Annotated in this window: 11 protein-coding genes; 5 read left to right on the top strand and 6 right to left on the bottom strand. The window is 61.4% G+C overall.

Annotated features, from left to right (window positions below):
* Nucleotides 1-8 precede the first annotated feature (8 nt).
* The 3 genes from recC to recD are packed head-to-tail and all read left to right on the top strand — an operon-like array spanning nucleotide 9 to nucleotide 9,191.
* On the top strand, nucleotides 9-3,524 hold the full coding sequence (gene recC / locus FZF01_RS14010; RefSeq protein WP_150278825.1) for an exodeoxyribonuclease V subunit gamma: 3,516 nt from the start codon (nucleotides 9-11) through the stop codon (nucleotides 3,522-3,524).
* Entirely contained in the window at nucleotides 3,521-7,153 is a 3,633-nt protein-coding gene (gene recB / locus FZF01_RS14005) for an exodeoxyribonuclease V subunit beta (protein ID WP_150278823.1), read from the top strand. The genes recC and recB overlap by 4 nt, the downstream gene beginning before the upstream one ends.
* Nucleotides 7,146-9,191 carry an exodeoxyribonuclease V subunit alpha gene (gene recD / locus FZF01_RS14000; RefSeq protein WP_150278822.1) on the top strand — a complete coding sequence of 682 codons (2,046 nt, stop codon included), beginning with the start codon at nucleotides 7,146-7,148 and terminating at the stop codon, nucleotides 9,189-9,191. Before recB ends, recD begins: the two co-directional genes overlap by 8 nt.
* Nucleotides 9,192-9,202: 11 nt before the next feature.
* Here the strand turns inward: recD and FZF01_RS13995 are convergent, their stop codons facing one another.
* From FZF01_RS13995 to ggt, 4 genes are read right to left on the bottom strand one after another with little or no spacing between them, the layout of a single operon-like run.
* The gene (locus FZF01_RS13995; RefSeq protein ID WP_150278821.1) at nucleotides 9,203-9,796 is read right to left on the bottom strand and encodes an IMPACT family protein; all 594 of its coding nucleotides are present in this window, start codon (nucleotides 9,794-9,796) and stop codon (nucleotides 9,203-9,205) included.
* A 6-nt stretch (nucleotides 9,797-9,802) separates the two neighbouring features.
* Entirely contained in the window at nucleotides 9,803-10,474 is a 672-nt protein-coding gene (locus tag FZF01_RS13990) for a gamma-glutamyl-gamma-aminobutyrate hydrolase family protein (RefSeq protein WP_150278820.1), read from the bottom strand.
* Nucleotides 10,471-11,472, bottom strand: a complete 1,002-nt coding sequence (locus FZF01_RS13985; protein ID WP_150278818.1) for an amidoligase family protein — start codon at nucleotides 11,470-11,472, stop codon at nucleotides 10,471-10,473. Before FZF01_RS13985 ends, FZF01_RS13990 begins: the two co-directional genes overlap by 4 nt.
* A gap of 59 nt (nucleotides 11,473-11,531) precedes the next feature.
* Nucleotides 11,532-13,286, bottom strand: coding sequence for a gamma-glutamyltransferase (ggt, locus tag FZF01_RS13980; RefSeq protein ID WP_150278817.1), 1,755 nt, complete (start codon nucleotides 13,284-13,286; stop codon nucleotides 11,532-11,534).
* Nucleotides 13,287-13,375: 89 nt separating this feature from the next.
* Between ggt and FZF01_RS13975 the strand changes: the two genes are divergently transcribed.
* Together FZF01_RS13975 and FZF01_RS13970 are read left to right on the top strand one after the other, a co-directional pair.
* Nucleotides 13,376-13,567, top strand: coding sequence for a hypothetical protein (locus FZF01_RS13975; protein WP_150278816.1), 192 nt, complete (start codon nucleotides 13,376-13,378; stop codon nucleotides 13,565-13,567).
* A gap of 276 nt (nucleotides 13,568-13,843) precedes the next feature.
* Nucleotides 13,844-15,505 carry a BCCT family transporter gene (locus FZF01_RS13970; protein WP_150278814.1) on the top strand — a complete coding sequence of 554 codons (1,662 nt, stop codon included), beginning with the start codon at nucleotides 13,844-13,846 and terminating at the stop codon, nucleotides 15,503-15,505.
* Between the two features lie 91 nt (nucleotides 15,506-15,596).
* Here FZF01_RS13970 and FZF01_RS13965 read toward each other — a convergent pair whose 3' ends face one another.
* Together FZF01_RS13965 and FZF01_RS13960 are read right to left on the bottom strand one after the other, a co-directional pair.
* Complete coding sequence (locus FZF01_RS13965; RefSeq protein ID WP_150278813.1) at nucleotides 15,597-16,334, bottom strand: 3'-5' exonuclease; 738 nt, start codon at nucleotides 16,332-16,334, stop codon at nucleotides 15,597-15,599.
* Nucleotides 16,331-18,229, bottom strand: coding sequence for a DUF294 nucleotidyltransferase-like domain-containing protein (locus FZF01_RS13960; protein WP_150278812.1), 1,899 nt, complete (start codon nucleotides 18,227-18,229; stop codon nucleotides 16,331-16,333). Before FZF01_RS13960 ends, FZF01_RS13965 begins: the two co-directional genes overlap by 4 nt.
* Nucleotides 18,230-18,234: the final 5 nt, after the last annotated feature.

The following is an 18,234-nucleotide window of genomic DNA, read 5'->3' as shown; positions in this document are numbered from 1 at the left end:
GAGTTCTGATGCAGGACAGCGCCAGTTTTGCCCCCGGCAACCTCGCCCCCGGATTCATGATTCTGCACGGTAATCGGCTGGAGACCCTGCGCCAGTTGGTGGTTGACTGGATGCGCGAGCACCCCCTGGGCCCGCTCGAGAACGAGGTGGTGCTGGTCCAGAGCAATGGCATCGGCCAATGGCTGGAAATGGCGCTGGCGGCAGATCGGGAGGAGGGTGGCTGCGGCATTGCGGCAGCCCTGGATGTGCAGCTACCTGCCCAGTTTCTCTGGCAACTCTACCGTGGCGTGCTCGGCGCCGACAGCGTGCCTGCGAGCTCGCCGCTGGACAAGCAACCGCTAACCTGGCGTCTGCTGCGTCTACTGCCGGGTCTGCTGCAGGACCCCGCCTTTGCCCCCCTCGAGCGTTTTCTCGCCGACGATGGTGACTGCCGCAAACGTTACCAACTGGCCGAGCGTCTGGCCGACCTGTTCGATCAGTATCAGGTTTACCGGGCGGACTGGTTGAATGATTGGGCCCAGGGCCACAACCGGGTCAGTCTGGCGCGCAGCGGAACCCGGCAGCTGGAGGACCATGAGCTCTGGCAGCCGGCGCTCTGGCGGGCAGTGCTGGCGGATGTGGGCAGTGAGCATGTCAGCAACAGTCGCGCCGGAGTACATCCACGGGCCCTGGACAGTTTACTGACTGCCAGCCAGCGGCCTGCCGGCCTGCCGCGGCGCGTTATTGTCTTTGGTATCTCGTCCCTGCCAGCGCAGACCCTAGAAGCCCTGGCCGCACTGGGACGCTTCAGCCAGGTGCTGCTGGCCGTTTTGAATCCCTGCCAGTTCTATTGGGGCGACATCGTTGCCGACCGGGAATTGCTTCGCCACCAGTATCGCCGCCAGAAAGCCAAGCCCGACAGCCCGCTGCACCTGGATGAAAGCACCCTGCATCAGCATGCGCATCCGCTGCTGGCCGCCTGGGGCAAGCAGGGTCGCGACTATATCAATCTGCTTGATGTGCACGACGAGCGCGTCAGCTATGAAGTCCGTTTTGCCGCGATCAACGGCGGCCGTGTCGACCTGTTCGAGGATAACGCCGGAGCCACGCTGCTCGAACAGTTGCAGCAGGATATCCTCGAGTTGCGTCCCCTGGCGGAAACCCGCAGCCAGTGGCCGCCCCTGACGCTGCAGCCAGGGACAGCTGATGCGCGACGGCCATTGGCGAGTGACACATCCATCCGTTTTCACATCGCCCACAGCCCGCAGCGGGAAGTGGAGATCCTGCACGACCAGTTACTCGATGGCTTTGCCCGCAACCATCAGTTGCGCCCCCGTGATGTCATCGTCATGGTCCCCGACGTGGACACTTACGCCCCGCACATACAGGCGGTTTTCGGCCAGTACGCTCCGGATGACCCGCGCTATATACCCTTCACCCTGGCCGATCAGAACCAACGCGGCCGCGAGCCGCTGTTGATCGCCCTGGAGCACCTGCTGCAGTTGCCGCACAGTCGGCTGCCGGTCAGCGAGGTGCTGGATCTGCTCGATGTACCCGCCGTGCGCAGCCGGTTCGGCCTGGCTGAGGCCGACCTGCCGACGCTGCAGCGGTGGATCGAGGGCGCCGGCATTCGCTGGGGCCTGGATCAGGAGCGTCTCAGCGCGCGCGGGCTGCCCGCCGGACTGGATAACAACAGTTGGCGCTTCGGGCTGCGGCGCATGCTGCTGGGTTACGCCAGCGGGGGAGGATCTGCCTGGGGCACGACCGAACCCTACGATGAAGTGGGCGGCCTGGATGCGGCGCTTATCGGTCCACTTGATCAACTGCTCAATACGCTCGATCGGCACGAACGGTCGCTTGCCGAGCCCGCGTTGCCGGCCCTTTGGGGCGAGCGTTTGCGGGCGCTGCTGGCGGATTTCTTCCTGGCTGCCAGCGAGACGGATCAGGTACTCATCGGGCAATTGCAGGAGAGTCTCGATCAATGGCTGGAGCTGTGTGACGACGTAGAGCTGAACGAGGCGCTGCCCCTGAATGTGGTGGCCGAAGCCTGGCTCGAGAGTGTCGGCCAGAGTCAGTTGAGTCAGCGGTTTCTGGCCGGCTCGGTGAACGTCTGCACCCTGATGCCGATGCGCGCGATTCCCTTTCGCCAGGTCTGCCTGCTGGGCATGAATGATGGAGATTACCCGCGCGCCCAACCGCCGCTGGATTTCGACCTGATGGCCAACGATTACCGCCCGGGGGACCGGTCCCGGCGCGAGGATGATCGCTATCTGTTGCTCGAAGCCCTGCTGTCGGCCCGCGACACCCTGTACATCAGTTGGGTCGGGCGCAGCATCCGCGACAACGGCGAACGCCCCCCGTCAGTATTGATCGGGCAGTTACGTGATCATCTTGCCGCTGGCTGGCAGGCCGCCGAACCGGATGTGGACCTCCTTGCAGCATTGTCCACAGAACATCCGTTGCAGCCGTTCAGTCGTCAGTATTTCGATGCCAGCAATCCTGCGCTGTTCAGCTATGCCGGCGATTGGCGGGCATTGCACGACAGCCCCTTGCAGGCAGTCAGTGATACGCCACTGCCGCCCGTCAACCTGACCGAGCCTATTGACCTGAATGCCCTGCAACGCTTTCTGCGTAACCCGGTAGAGCATTTCTTTGCGCGCCGCCTCAAGATCTGGTTTCGCGACGCTGACTTGCACAGCGAGGACGATGAGTCCTTCGTGCTGGACGGCCTGCAACGTTTTGAGCTCAGGCAATGGTTGTTGCAGCGCACCCTGGCCAGTGGGCCATACGCTGATTGGACTGCCGTTGTCAAGCAGGAGTCCGCGCGCCTGAGTCGGCGCGGTACCTTGCCCCTGGCCGGTTTTGGCGAGCTGGGTCGGCAGGCGCTGATCGAACCCCTGGCCGAGCAATTGACGCGCTACCGCCAGCTTGCCGAGATATGGGATCGTCCCGTGGATGAGCCGCTGGCGCTGGTGGCCAGCGCTCCGGGGATCGAGCTGCGGGACTGGCTCACCGGGTTGCGGGAATCCGGCGCGACTGATGGGCAGATGTTGCTGCAGCTGGAAACGGGACGTCTGCAGGATGGTACCGGCAAGAACAAGACCTTACGTTGGAAGCGCGTGCTGTCGGCGGTCTGCCGACATCTTTTGGCCTGTGCCAACGGGCATGCCATACAAGGGTGCCTGATCGCCGAGGATGCCAATCTGTTACTGCTGCCGGTACCCGTCGAGCAGGCTCAGGATATTCTGCAAGCCTGGCTGGCCGCCTGGTTGGCTGGCCTGCAGCAGCCCCTGCCTGCCGAACTGGAAACCGGCATGCTTTGGCTGGCCCACGGTGACGATGGCAAGACACGTGAGCACTACGAGGGCACTGACTTCAAGCCGGGCGCGATGCTTAGAAGTGTTGCCCTGCAACGCAGCTATCCGGATTACGCCAGCCTGCAGGCAGCAGGCTTTGAGACCTGGGCGCAATCCCTTTACCAGCCGCTGGCGCAGATGCTGGAAAATACATGGTTAACAGTGCAGCCAGTGGAGGTTGAGGCATGAGCAATACGCCTGTTCATAATAGCCAGATGCCTTTGGCCCTGCGCTGTCCCCTGCGTGGAAGCCGCCTGATCGAAGCCAGTGCCGGCACCGGCAAGACCTTTACCATTTCCGCGCTCTATCTGCGTCTGGTACTAGGTCGTGGCGCAGCGGCGGATTATCCGCGCGCGCTGCTACCGCCGGACATCCTGGTAGTGACCTTCACCGAGGCTGCGACCCAGGAGCTGCGTGATCGTATTCGCGCTCGTCTGGTCGATGCTGCCATGGCTTTTCGTGGCGAGCTGGACAAGCCCGACCCGATCATTGCCCAGCTTCGCGAGCAGACGCCTGCCGATCAGTGGCCCGGCTGCGCGCGCAAACTCGAAATTGCCGCCCAGTGGATGGATCAGGCCGCCGTTTCCACCATACATAGCTGGTGCCAGCGCATGCTGCGCGAGCACGCCTTTGACAGTGGTAGCCTGTTTGAACAGACCCTGGAAACCGATCAACGGGAGCTGCGCGCCCAGGTTGCCCGGGATTACTGGCGCGAACAGTGTTATCCACTGAGTGGCGCGGCACTGGACTGGGTGGCCAAGCACTGGCAAAGCCCCGGGCGTTTGTTGGGCTCGCTGCACGCCCTGCTGACTGATCAGCTGCCCCCGACTGAGGGTCAGTTGCATGCACTGATCGCCAACAGTCTTGCGCAGCGGGAACAGGATCTGGCGCAGTTGAAGGCTCCCTGGCTGCAATGGGCGGATGAGCTGGAACAGCTGCTCGAGCAGGGGGTGGAACAAAAAGAGGTCAATGGCCGCATGCTGCAGCGCCGCTATTTTGCGCCCTGGTTCGAGGCCCTGCGCGCCTGGGCCGAAGACCCACAAATGCAAACTCCAGGCCTAACAGATTCGGCCTGGGAACGCTTGAGCGAAGACGGGCTGGCGGCGGCCTGGAAGAATGGTATACCTCCCGAGCACCCGGCTCCACAGCAGGTGCCGCTGCTGCGGCAGGCATTGGCGGACCTGCCCGACCCTCACCAGGACGCCCTCAGGCACGCCGCCGCCTGGATCGCCGAGCGCTTCGAGCAGGAACAGCGGCGGCTCGCGCAGATGGGCTTTGACGATATGCTCAAACGCCTGGATGCCGCGCTGCAAGGCCCAAGTGGTCCACGTCTGGCCGAGGTCATACGCACGCAGTTTCCGGTCGCGATGATCGACGAATTTCAGGATACCGACCCGCTGCAATACCGCATTTTCGATGCGGTCTACCGGGTCGCGGAGAATGATCAGAGCACCGCGCTGCTGCTGATCGGCGATCCCAAGCAGGCAATCTACAGTTTTCGTGGTGCGGATATTCATACTTACCTGCGTGCACGGCGGGACACATCCGGGCGGCATGAAAATCTGGATACCAACTTCCGCTCCAGCCAGCCCATGGTCGATGCGGTTAATCGGGTGTTTGAACTGGCGGAAACGGGCAATGCCCAGGGCGCTTTCCGCTTTGCCCGCGGAGCGGACAATCCTCTGCCGTTTCTTCCTGTGGCGGCTAACGGTCGCAAGGAAGTCTGGCAACTGCAGGGCGCAGCAGCTCCGGCCATGACCCTCTGGCACCTGCCAGGCGAAGAGCCGCTGAAAGGGGATGACTACCGGCAGTCGATGGCTGAAATTTGTGCAACAACCATGGTGGAGTTGCTCAACGCCGGGCAACGGGGTGACGCCGGTTTTGCCCACCCCGACGGCACTTTCACCGGGGTCAAGCCCGCAGACATGGCGGTGCTGGTGCGCACGGGGCGCGAAGCCCAATGTATCCGCAGTGCCCTGGCGGCGCGTGGCGTGCGCAGTGTGTATCTCTCCGACAAGGATTCGGTATTTGCCAGTCAGGAGGCGCAGGACCTGCTGCGCTGGCTGCGCGCCTGTGCAGATCCGGGTAACGACGGCCTGTTGCGCGCCGCCCTGGCCAGCGCCAGCCTCGGGTTGAGTTGGGCAGAGCTGGAGCGCTTGAATGAAGACGAGCGTTTCTGGGAGCAGCGCGTCGATCAGTTCCACGGTTTTCGGCGGCTGTGGCTGCGTCAGGGTGTGCTGCCCATGCTGCAGCAACTGCTGCACGCATTCCAGTTACCCACCCGTCTTCTAAAGCAAAATGACGGTGAACGCCGACTGACCAACCTGCTGCATCTGGCCGAACTGTTGCAGCGCGCCGCCCGCGAGCTGGATGGCGAGCAGGCCCTGATCCGCCATTTGAGCGAATTGCTGCTCAACCCCGCAGACAGCAGCGCAGACGATCAGGTGTTGCGTCTGGAGAGCGACGCTGAACTGGTCAAGGTCGTCACCATCCACAAATCCAAGGGCCTGGAATACCCGCTGGTGTTCCTGCCCTTTATCGCCCATAGCCGCCCAGCCGACGGCAAGAAGCCGCTGTGGCTGCATGATGGCGACACGCGCCGCCTGGATCTGGCGCCGGACGACAATGCCGTGGCCCAGGCCGACGGCGAACGGCTGGGTGAAGATCTGCGTCTGCTTTACGTGGCGCTGACCCGAGCCCGACATGCCTGCTGGCTGGGGTTGGCCGACCTGAAAAGCGGCAATCGCAAATCCTCGGTCCTGCATCACAGCGCTATTGCCTGGCTGCTGACTGGCGGGGCGGTACTGCAGCAGCCAGCGCAACTCGGCGAATGGCTGAGCGCCTGGGTGCAGCCAGGGACTCTGGTTGTCGATGCCGCCCCAAAAGCAGAGGACATAGAGTATCAACCCATTGCTGTTCCACACACCGAACTGCGCGAACGGCATCCGGACCACCCGACCTTTGCCCGCTGGTGGATCGGCTCCTACAGCGCGCTGATCGGCGGCCATGAGACCGACTACTTTGCCGATGACAAGGTCGATATCTTTGCCCCCCTGCGGCCCGGCGAGACGCCAAGCATGCATCGCTTCCCGCGGGGCCCACAGCCGGGCACCTTCCTGCACGGTCTGCTCGAGCTGGCCGCGGATGACGGTTTTGCCCAGTTTGCCGATCCGGATTTATGTGCGGAGCGGGTCTACCCCCGTTGTCAGCGCCGTAACTGGGCTGAATGGGGCGGCTGCCTGAGCAACTGGATGGTCAGTCTGCTGACCTTCAAAGGCGTCGCACCGCAAAGTGAGCTGAGTCTGGCGGACCTGCAGGGGGGGCAGTACCAGAGCGAGATGCAGTTTCTTTTCGCGGCCCACGGGGTCAGTGCCCAGGCTATTGATCAACTGGTCAGCGCGCATACCCTGGGGGCTGCCGAGCGGCCGCCGCTCGGCAGCGACCGGTTGAACGGGTTGTTCAAGGGCTATATCGACCTGGTATTCGAGCACCAGGGCCGCTATTGGGTGCTGGACTACAAATCCAACTGGTTGGGCGCGGATGCCAGCGCCTACAGCGAGCAGGCGATGGGCAAGGCGATTCTGGAACATCGCTATGATCTGCAATACGTTTTCTACGTGCTGGCGCTGCACCGACAGTTGCGCGCGCGCCTGCCCGACTATGACTATGACCAGCACATGGGCGGCGCCGCCTACTGGTTCATCCGCGGCATCGACGCCGACAGCGGCGGCCTCTGGCATACCCGCCCCCCACGCGAATTGATCGAAACCCTGGATCGGCTGTTTGCCGGTCAGGCCCGGGAGGTGGCGCATGTCTGAACAACTGGATCTGCTGGGCGCGCAGCCCACCACACATGCCTATCTCGACAGTAGTGCAGCCTTGTTGGGCCTGCTCGATGATTGGCAGCAACATGGCTGGTTGCGGGCGCTGGATCGTGCACTGGCCGGTTTTCTGGTGGAGCAGGCGCCTGACTGCAGTGCGCCGGTCTTGCTCGCAGCGGCCCTGGTCAGCCATCAGCTGGGCCACGGTCATGTGTGCCTGGATCTGGGAGCCACCCTCGCTGAACCGGATTTTGCCCTGTCCCTGCCACCGGATAATGCCGAGGACAGCAATGTGCTTCTGCCCTCGCAATTGCTGCGCGGCTATAACCTCGAATACTGGTGTGCTGCCCTGAGTGCCAGCGACGTGGTGGACAGCCAGGCGCCCGATCAGGGCACGCGCCCGCTGGTACTCGTGGGCCAGCGCCTGTATCTGCGCCGCTACTGGCAGTACGAGCAGCAGGTAGTGACTGATGTGCACCGCCGCCTGAACGCACCGCTGGATGTGCAGGCCGACTTTCCAGAGCGTTTGCAGGGGCTTTTTGCCGACAGTAAACAGCACCCGGACTGGCAGGAGCTGGCCTGCGCGCTGGCCGCCCGGGGCCGCTTCAGCATCATTACCGGTGGCCCGGGTACCGGCAAGACCACGACCGTTGTGCGCCTGCTGGCGTTACTGCAGACGCCGGCAGTGGCTGCCGGCAAACCGCTGCGTATTCGTCTGGCGGCACCAACCGGCAAGGCGGCGGCACGCTTGACCGAATCCATTGGCAGGCAGGTGGGCAGTCTCCCGGTGGATGATGTGGTCAAAGGGGCAATTCCCAGCGAGGTAGGGACGCTGCATCGGTTGCTTGGCAGCTTGCCGCACAGCCGGCACTTCCGCCATCACCGGGATAATCCGCTGGCGCTGGACGTGCTGGTGATCGACGAAGCCTCAATGATCGACCTGGAAATGATGGCGTGCGTGCTGGCTGCCTTGCCGCCTTCGGCGCGGTTGATCCTGCTAGGTGACAAGGACCAGTTGGCCTCGGTGGAAGCCGGGGCTGTGCTGGGTGACCTGTGTCGGGGCGCTGACCAGGGTCACTACAGTGAGCAGACGCTGGCATGGCTGGAACGGGTCAGTGGTCAGACGCTGACCTCGGCTGGCCTGCACCCTGGCAGCGAGGCCACTCATCCGCTGGAGCAGCAGACGGCGATGCTGCGGTACTCGCACCGCTTCGGCGGCGACAGCGGTATCGGTGAGCTGGCGCGTGCGGTCAATCGCTGTGCTGCCGGGGATGCCCGTCGTCTGTTGCAGTCGGGCAGCTTTGCCGATATTCATCAGCGTAGCCTGAGCAAGCCGGCTGATCCGGCCTTTGCTGCCTGTGTGCTGGGCACCGACGCATTGCCGGGTTATCAGCGTTATCTGCAAGTACTGGGTGATACTCGTCCACCCGCGGGCACGCCAGCCGACAGTGATACCTGGCAGCAATGGGCGCGGCAGGTGCTGACGACCTTCGATCAGTTCCAGCTGCTCTGCGCGGTGCGCCGGGGGGACTGGGGCGTGGAAGCGGTGAATCAGCGGGTTGCCAGCCTGCTGCGTCATCGAGGGTTGCTGGGTAGCGATCAGGGTTGGTATGAAGGCAGACCCGTGCTGGTAACCCGTAATGATTACGCCCTGGGCTTGATGAATGGGGACATCGGGATTGCCCTGCGTGTTGCCGAGCCTGCTCTGCAGCCAGGCGCGCCAGAGCGGGAGGCGCTCAGGGTAGCTTTTGCGCGCAACGATGGCAGTGGGGGCATCCGCTTTGTCTTGCCCAGTCGGTTGCCCGAGGTGGAAACGGTCTTTGCGATGACGGTGCATAAATCCCAGGGCTCGGAGTTTACCCATGCAGCACTGGTGCTGCCGCCATCGCGTAACCCGGTGCTGACGAAGGAGCTGGTCTACACCGCCATAACCCGCGCCAGTAAACACTTTACCCTGCTGGAAAGCCGGGACGGCGTATTCGAAGAGGCAGTGCGCACGCCGGTGCGGCGTATCAGTGGGCTGGCGCTGGGCTGAGCGGGAGCAGGCTAGCCCAGATCCATGTCGGTCCAGGACAAGGCTCCGCGGCTGGCGGTTTGCAACTGCTGCAGAAAGTCCTCGGCGGCCGTTGTTGTCAGTTGAATCTCAAGTTGCACGCTGTTGCTGTGCTGTACCTCAAGCAGTTCGCCACCCAGCTGTTCCAACAACCGCCGAGCCTGGCTTTCCTGGGCGAAGGGTAGCTGGCAACGTAATCGCCGCTGGCTGACCAGCTCTATCCGTTCAGCCTGTTGCAGGGCCTGTGCGATGGCGTCGGTGTAGGCGCGCACCAGTCCACCCGCGCCCAGCTTGGTGCCGCCGAAATAACGCACAACGGTCGCCAGCACGCCGTCGAGTTCCTGGTGCCGGAGAACCTCCAGCATCGGTCGCCCGGCGGTGCCGGAGGGTTCGCCATCATCCACTGCGGCGCTGTGTCCGCCCGCCAGCAGCGCCCAGCACACATGTGCGGCGTCTGGGTGCTCGGCGCGCAACCGGGCCACCCGTTCCTGCGCAGCGGGGCGATCAGCAATTGGCTCCACACAGCCGATAAAGCGGCTCTTGCGAATCTCCAGGGTGCAGGTGACGGCTTGGGCGAGGCTGTACATCGGGATTTACAAGCGTTCCCGGGCTGCCTGGATCAGGGCACCAAACAGGCGCCGTTGCCGGCCGTTGAAAAGCAGAAACTCCGGATGCCACTGCACGCCAATCAGAAACGCCCGGCCCGGATCCTCCACGGCCTGAACAATGCCGTCCAGGTCGCGTGCGCTGACCAGCAGGTCGGTGCCCACCCGGTCGATGGCCTGATTGTGCAGGCTATTGATCCTGCAGCGTTCGGTCCTGAGCAGATTGGCCAGATAACTGCCTGATTCTGGCAATAGCGTCTTTAGGGGCAACAGTGTGCGTCGGTTGGAAGTCAGTTGGCGTTTGGATTTGAGGTCCTGAAACAGGTTGCCGCCACGTCGGGCGTTGAGTAGCTGGGCGCCCCGGCAGATGCCCAGCAGGGGCAATCCGCGGATGAGTGCGTCGTCAATGACGGCCGATTCGAGAGTGTCCCGTTCGGGATCATATTTGGGATGCACTTCCGGCTCTTCGGCATAGAGCACCGGGTCTATGTCGTGCCCGCCCGTCACTACGACCGCGTCATAACGCAGCTCTGTTATATCTTCCCCGGGGCGGACCTGCAAAGGAGTAGCGCCATACCAGCGCACCGCGCAGGACACCATGAAACGCGGTCCGAAGGCGCCGCGGCGGGGGCCAGTGATGGCAATGACCGGTTTGCTCATGCGTCCTTGCTCAACCACTTCTGTTCTACTTCATCCTCCCAGTTATGCAGCAGCCGGCCCACACCCCTGTCCAGGTAAACACCATATGCCTTGCAGCAAGCTTCCAGACGTTCCTCATCGGCAGCCAGACGCTCTACTTCTACCCAGTCATTCCAGGCTACGTGTACGCCCCAGCCAGGCTGATCGATAAGGCAATCAGGCAGGCGGTAGTGAAAGGTCGGACGGGATTTGATGCGCTCGTCGCCCACTTTGGCCAGTACCCGATCCTCGTCGATATGCTTGAACAGCGGCAGCATGTCCAGGGCCCGGTTGCGGGTCGGATTGGCTTCCATATAGTCGTCTATCAACTGATCCATGTCGGGCCAGTAGTCGGCTTTCACCAGTTTTTTTACATAGGCGCCCGGGAAGGGATCGACATAACTGGTCAGGCGCCGGGTCACGTTGATATCGGCGCGGGTATTCAACCAGTCGAACAGACATAGAAAAGCCTTGAGATAGGCGGTGATGCACTTGGCCTCGCACGCAGGCACTTCGGGGTTGAACTGCATGCCGAAGGCGTTGGTGACACGGTCGCCGGTACCCTTGGCTCCCGCCTTGCGCAGATGGGCGATCAGGCGATCGACCTCAGGCAGCCGGTCCATGGGCAAGGGCGGACTGACCAGCTCGTGGGGCACCAGACCGTCGGCAAACCACTTGATCACGTCCTCTGCGCCGCTCATGATTTCGTCGCCCAGGTCACTGGCGACGCGGTGTTCACGGCCCATCTTTTTCAATAATGTGAAGTCCAGCTCCACAATCCACTCGCCGGCCGGATCGCCACTCAGGGAGCGTTCATAGCGGCTGGTCTTTTTGACTTCACAGTTGAGGAAATCTGCAGCCAGCTGGGCTATCTCATCCAGCTCGAGGCCGTTCATTTCCAGTTCAATGCCCACACGGCGCATGGCGCCTTCGGTGGTGTTCTGCCAGGGCGGCAGTGCAAAAGCATCAGTGTTCGACATGCCTGCCTCCGTTGAAATCAGGTTGTGTAGCTTATCACGGCTATCCGCGATCCCGCGGTTCAGTCCCCGCGTGCAACGCCGTCCAGGCGTGGGTCAGCGCCGCCACGCCAACCTCCGTCTGTGCGCTCGATACCGTGCAGCCCACTGGTCATCGGTACCACGCTGACGTTGTGTCCCAATGTCTCAAGCGCTGGAGCCAGGGCTTCGAGGCCTGTGCCCGCCTCAAGTTCCAGACCCAGCCCGCGGTCGAGTGCGTTGGGCAGGGCTATGGCATCTTGGACGTCAAGATTCCAGTCCAGCACGCCGATCAGAGTTTTGACCACATAGCCGATGATCCGACTGCCGCCCCGTGAGCCGATGATCAGACGGGGTTGGCCCGCGGAATCAAAAACCATGGTCGGTGCCATGGAACTGCGCGGGCGCTTGCCGCCTGCCACGGCATTGGGGTGGGGTATGCCCGCGATTTCCGGACTGAAGCTGAAATCGGTCAACTGATTATTCAATACAAATCCCTGGCTAAGCATGCGACTGCCGAACGGCGCCTCGTTCGAGCTGGTCAGGGCCAGCAGGTTGCCGTCTGCATCCACCAGGCTGAAATGGGAGGTGCCCTGTTCATCTGCCTCGGGGGTAAATTCGATGTTTTCGATTTCCGTGCGTGTACCCGGCTCCCCCGGATGCACCTCGGTAAGGGCCCGTTCAGTGCGAATCAGACCCGCGCGTTCGTGCAAGTAGTCAGGGTCGAGCAGGGGCCCCATCGGAACGTTGACGTAGGCGGGATCGCCGATATGGTGATTGCGATCGGCGAAGGCCAGACGGCTGCTCTCGGCTATCAGATGCAGTGCTTCGACGCTGTCCGGTTCAAGGGAGCCCATGTCGAAATGCTCCAGCATGCCGAGAATTTGTAACACCGTAATGCCGCCGGACGAAGACGGCGGGGCGCCACACACCGTCCATTGGCGGTAGGGGCGGCACACGGCCTCTCGATTGATTGCCTGATAGCCGGCCAGATCCTGCGCGGTCATATCGGTAGCACCCCAGCGTGCATCTTCCAGCCGGTCAAGAAGGCCCTCTGCAACAGGGCCCTGATAGAAGGCCTGAGGCCCCTCCTGAGCGATTGACCGCAAGGTCTCTGCCAGCTCTGGATTGCGAAGTGTCGGTGTTTCGCTTTCTGCCTGGCGCCGAAAATAGGCCCGGGTATCGGCAAACAGGCGCAACGACAGGTCCTGCTGGATCTGCCGCTGGAGCCTTTGGGGCATTGGCAAGCCCCGTTCAGCCAAGTTGATAGCCGGTACGAACAGTTCGTTCCAGGGCAGGCGCCCATGCTCGCTATGGGCCTTGGCAAGCATTGCTATCAGGCCGGGTACCCCGACAGACGATCCGCTGGGAATGGCTAGCGCCAGGGGCATGTCGATACCCAGGACCTGAAAGCGGTCGGGCTGTGCTGCAGCGGGTGCGGTTTCCCGGCCGTCGTACACGCGGGTTTGCCCTGTTTTGTCATCGTGCAGCAGCAGATACCCGCCGCCGCCTATGCCGGTTTCTGGTGCCTCGATAAAGGCCAGGACCATCTGTACGGCAATGGCCGCATCAACTGCGTGCCCACCCTGGCGCAGCATCTGCAAGCCCGCTTCAACTGCCGCAGGGTGAGCTGCTGCGACCATCATGTTCGTGGCCTGACGATCTGCCAAGGGTTGTTCTGTTCTTGAACTGGTAGCCGGGTCAGTGCCGCTGCAGGCGGCAAGCCCGCCGATCAGCGTTGTGATGAAGGCGGGAATCAAGATGCAGCGCAGAGCGCCGGAGAATGCTTGGTGGGTCATGCCGGAAAGCTTAGACCTTACTCCGTCCAGCGTCTAATTCGCGATCTTTGGTGTAGAATTCGTCAATCAATTACAGATCAGGAAACATTATGACCAATCTTGCTGAATTTCGCGCTGCAGAGCGCAAATTGGCTCAACAACTGGCCCAACTCGAGACCATGAAGCAGGATGCCGGATTGCAGGCGGAAATGGCCTTCAATGAGGAGCTGCGCACCCTGATGGACAGCTATGACTACTCGCCAGCCAAAGTTCTGGCTATCCTGCGATCCGCGCCGGAGTGAGCTCAGTCATTTCTCTCGATCTTGATATAACCCGAAAATATAAGGTCGAGAACGGCTCCCTTTGGCAATCTGATTTCCCTATTGTTCCTCCAATGTCTATCATATGCGTCAATTGATGGAAAAATTTCATCAAATGGCTGTTGATCGGCAATGCTGTTGCCGGTGTTCTGTCACCTAAATCTGAGTTACCTGGCTGGCTGGACATTGAGTTTTATTGCGCCCCTTTTGTGCAATGCCTCGTGAGTAGCCCTGACACCAAATCAGGAGTGTTTTCCGATGGAAAAAGATCCCCTCAAAGATCTGAATGACAAGCCGGTAGTGGAAACCGTGCAAGCAATTCCCGCGCCCTCGGGCGAGTCCACCCTTATTGATACCGACTATGTTATCGGCCAGGACAACATCAAGGGCCAGTTTTCCTTTGCCCTGGATATCCACGGCAAGGTTTTCAGCATTTCGGCAATAACCATTCTGCTTTTCGTATTTCTGACCCTGGCTTTGCAGAATGATGTGGCTCCGCTTTTCGGCGCCTTGCGCGGTTGGCTGACGGCCAATCTGGCCTGGTTCTTCCTTGGTGCTGCCAACATATTTGTGGTGTTGTGTCTGGCCTTGATTGTTTCGCCGTTGGGCAAGGTACGCCTGGGGGGGATGGACGCGAAGCCTGACTACTCCTATCTGGGCTGGTTCGCGATGCTGTTCGCCGCCGGCATGGGTATCGGCCTGATGTTCTACGGTGTATCCGAGCCGATGTCGCATTTTTCCGCGGCGCTGGGTGGTACCGCCTCAGAAGCTGGCGCGCGGACTGACTGGGCACCGCTGGGCGCCGCGGCCGGCGATGTCGAGGCAGCCACCAGGCTGGGTATGGCGTCTACTATCTTTCACTGGGGCCTGCACCCATGGGCGATCTACGCCGTTGTTGCGCTGGCATTGGCGTTGTTTTCCTTTAACAAGGGTCTGCCGCTGAGTATTCGCTCTATTTTCTACCCGATTCTGGGCGAGCGCGTGTGGGGCTGGCCGGGACATGTAATTGATATTCTTGCGGTTTTTGCAACGCTGTTCGGTCTGGCGACCTCGTTGGGTCTGGGCGCTGAGCAGGCTGCCGGGGGTATCGATTACCTCTTCGGCATTACCGCGAACAACACCAGCAAGGTGTTGCTGATTGTCGGCATTACCGGTATTGCGCTGTTGTCTGTACTGGCTGGTCTGGACAAGGGCGTCAAGCGTCTGTCCGAGCTTAACCTGGGTCTGGCAATACTGCTGTTGGGCTTCATCATCGTCGTCGGGCCGACTCTGGCGATCCTTACCGGTTTCTTCGAGAACCTGGGTGCCTATCTGCAATACCTGCCAGCGCTGTCAAACCCGATCGGCCGTGAGGATGCCAACTTCAGCCAGGGTTGGACTGCCTTCTACTGGGCCTGGTGGATCAGCTGGTCGCCCTTCGTCGGTATGTTTATCGCACGCGTAAGCCGTGGCCGTACCGTTCGTGAATTCCTTATCGCGGTCCTGCTGGTGCCTTCCCTGGTGTCGGTCCTGTGGATGACAGCCCTGGGCGGCACTGCCATTGACCAGTTGGCCAATGGCTTCACCGGTGTGCAGGACGCGGCTCTGGAAATCCAGTTGTTCACCATGCTCGGGCAGTTGCCACTGGCATCCATCACCTCGTTTATCGGCATCATATTGGTGATTGTGTTCTTTGTGACTTCCTCGGACTCGGGTTCACTGGTTATCGATACCATCACCGCGGGCGGCAAGGTCAACGCTCCTGTGCCCCAGCGCGTGTTCTGGGTATGCATCGAGGGCGTAATCGCGATTGCGCTGTTGCTGGGTGGTGGCCTGGTAGCGCTGCAGGCAATGGCAGTGTCTACCGGCTTCCCCTTCACCATCGTGCTGTTGGTGGGCTGCATATCTATCGTCAAGGGACTGATGTCCGAACCGCGCTAGAATCAGCGCAACATAAAAAGCGCGGCCATTATTGGCCGCGCTTTTTTTTGTGCCTAGGATAGGGGGGCGCGACCCGGCGCCGGCACCGCGTTCAGTCCCAGAGGTCGGCGACCGGCGTATCTGCATCGAAGTGAGTGGCAATCTGAGCCTGCAGCAGCTCTGCGCTGGCCAGCGCATCGGTCAGTGCATGATGGGCGTGATAGAGCGGCAGTCCGTAGCGCAGGCGGCTTTCGGCAAGGCGTATGGATACGTCCTTCTTGCCGCGCAGGCGGTCGAACCAGCCGAGGCGATTGGCGCCCCGATGCAGACGTGCCTCGATTTCCATGGTGTCGATAACCGGAAAGTGCAGGTGCTCATTGAGGTAATAGCGGACCGCCTCATCCAGAAAGCCGCGCTCGATGTTGCGGTAATGTACAACCACCACCCGGCCAGCCATGATTTCCAGGATTTCAGTCAGCATGCTGTCCAGGCGGGGCGCCTGCTTGAGGTCGCTATGAGTGATGTGATGAAAAGCGACCGACTCGTGGGTCAGCTCGGAGATGGGCTTGACTACCTGATAGCGTGCATCGGCGCAGCGTATGCGCTTCAGGTTGAAAGGGATCAGCCCCACGCTGACGATGGCGTCGCGTTTGGGATCCAACCCAGTGGTCTCAACATCCAGGGCGACCAGGGGCACATCGCTGATCGGCGTTAATGGGCCCACCGCGCCAGCCTCATAGAAGCGCTTCAGATCTTCATCCAGGGCGGTCTGAGCAAGGCTGGCGCACAGGGTTCGCCAATTGGGCGTCTCGTGGCCGGGAGGGCGGGCCGGATGGCGTTTGTTGCTCATAGGGTACGCATCGACTGCAGGGCCGGATAACGGAAGCGCAGAAACTTCTGGGCGTTGCTGAGGATCTGGAAGGCTTCTTTCAGGTTGTGCCGTTCAGCGGTGGAAATCTTTTCCGGTTCGATATAGTTGTTCGGCTCGCGGCCTTCTTCCAGCTCCAGGGCCTGGTGACGGATCCGCACGCTGGAAAGAAACTCCAGCGCATAGCGCAAACGCGTCACGGCGTCAGGTGGCATCAGGCGCGTAGTAGCGATGGCATCAAGACGATCGAATGAGTTCTGCGCCTTGGAGCCGCACGCCAGTGCATGCACGCGGATCAGATCGGTCAGCGGCGCGGTGCCCCGGCCCTTGAGGTTGATAATGTTCTTGTGCTCGCCATCCTGTTCCATCACAAAGGTGCGGAAGAACCCGAGCGGTGGTGTGCGGTTCAGCGCGTTGCGGGCCAGGGCGGCAAGAAAGGGCTCATTCGAGCTGGCGCTGGTCGCCAGCAGGTCCTTTAGCTCCTCGACGAGCTCCGCCTTGCCGTAAACGCTGTCCAGATCAAAGAAGATCGAGCTGTTAAGCAGGGTCTCGGGATTGGGCCGGGTGATCCACTGGGTAAAGTATTTTTTCCATACGCTAAGCGGCTGCCGCCATTTGGGGTTGGTAGCCATGATGCCACCCTTGCAGTAGGTATAACCGCACGCCGCAAGACCGTCGCTGACAAAGCTGGCCAGCTTGAAAAAATAGTCGTCATGTTGTTTCGGGTCAAAACTGTCATCCAGTACCAGGGCGTTGTCCTGGTCGGTCACCACCAGCTGCTCGTCCCGCGCCATGGACCCCAGTGCCATGAAACAGTAGGGCACGGGCGGTGGTCCCAGGGACGCCTCCGCCAGCTCCAGCAGGCGCTGACTGAAACTGCGGCCGATGCCAGCCATGGTGCTGCCGATCATGTGCGAGGACACCTCGTCCGTGGCCATGCGCACGAAGGTGGCGCGAATATCCGGCAGCAGCGCTTGCAGGGCTTCGACGTTCTGCTTGTTGTGGATATTGCTGACCAGATACAGGCTGCTCTGGGATTCATACTTGATGACATCGCGCAGATTGACCACGCCGATCGGGCGGCCGCGCTGGATGACCGGCAGATGGTGGATGTTGTGACGCAGCATCGACAGCATGGTTTCGAACATCGAGTCGTCCGCCTGGACCACGACGGGATCTGCCGTCATGACCTCGCGTATGGGGGTATCGGCGGGCAGGCCGGCAGCGACCACCCGGCTGCGAAAGTCCCGATCAGTGACAATACCGATCATGGAGCCGGCACCCCGGTGGCTTTCCTGCGGACCGGTTGCGGCACCCACAACGATCAGTGACGAGACGCTGTGATCGCTCATTGTCTGCGCCGCCTGCATCACCGTTGTGTCTGCGGTCACGGTTACCGGCAAGCGCTCGATCAGTTTGCGCACGCGCAGCTTCATCATCTCGCCGGCTTTGCTGTCACTCTCAACAGCGGTTTGGAGCCGCGACTGGCCTTCGGCCTCAACGAAGTCGGCAAAGGTTTCGTGTTCGTCACACAGCTTCTGGAACAGGGCGCCTGGAATAAAATAGACCAGGCTATCTTCCAACGCAGTGGCCGGGAAGCGTACTTTATTGTTACGCAGCAAGCCGAAGTGACCGAAAATATCGCCTTCGGTCAGCCGGTTGTAGAGATCGCCATTGCGCCTGAATACGTCCACTGCACCGCTGCGCAGGTAATGCAGATACTGGATATCCTCGTTGAAGTGCAGGATCTCGGTGCCGGCCTTGAAATAGGTGATTTCCACCTGCCTGGCGATATCGTCCAGAGTTTCATCCGGCAGATTGTCAAAGGGCGGAAAACGTTTCAGGTGGTCTCGTATCTCGATCAGCTCGACTTCCACGCCGG

The sequence above is a fragment of the Halopseudomonas salina genome (assembly GCF_008641105.1).
The sequence above is the reverse complement of the archived record's forward strand: the minus strand, read 5'-3'. Positions and strand labels throughout refer to the sequence as shown.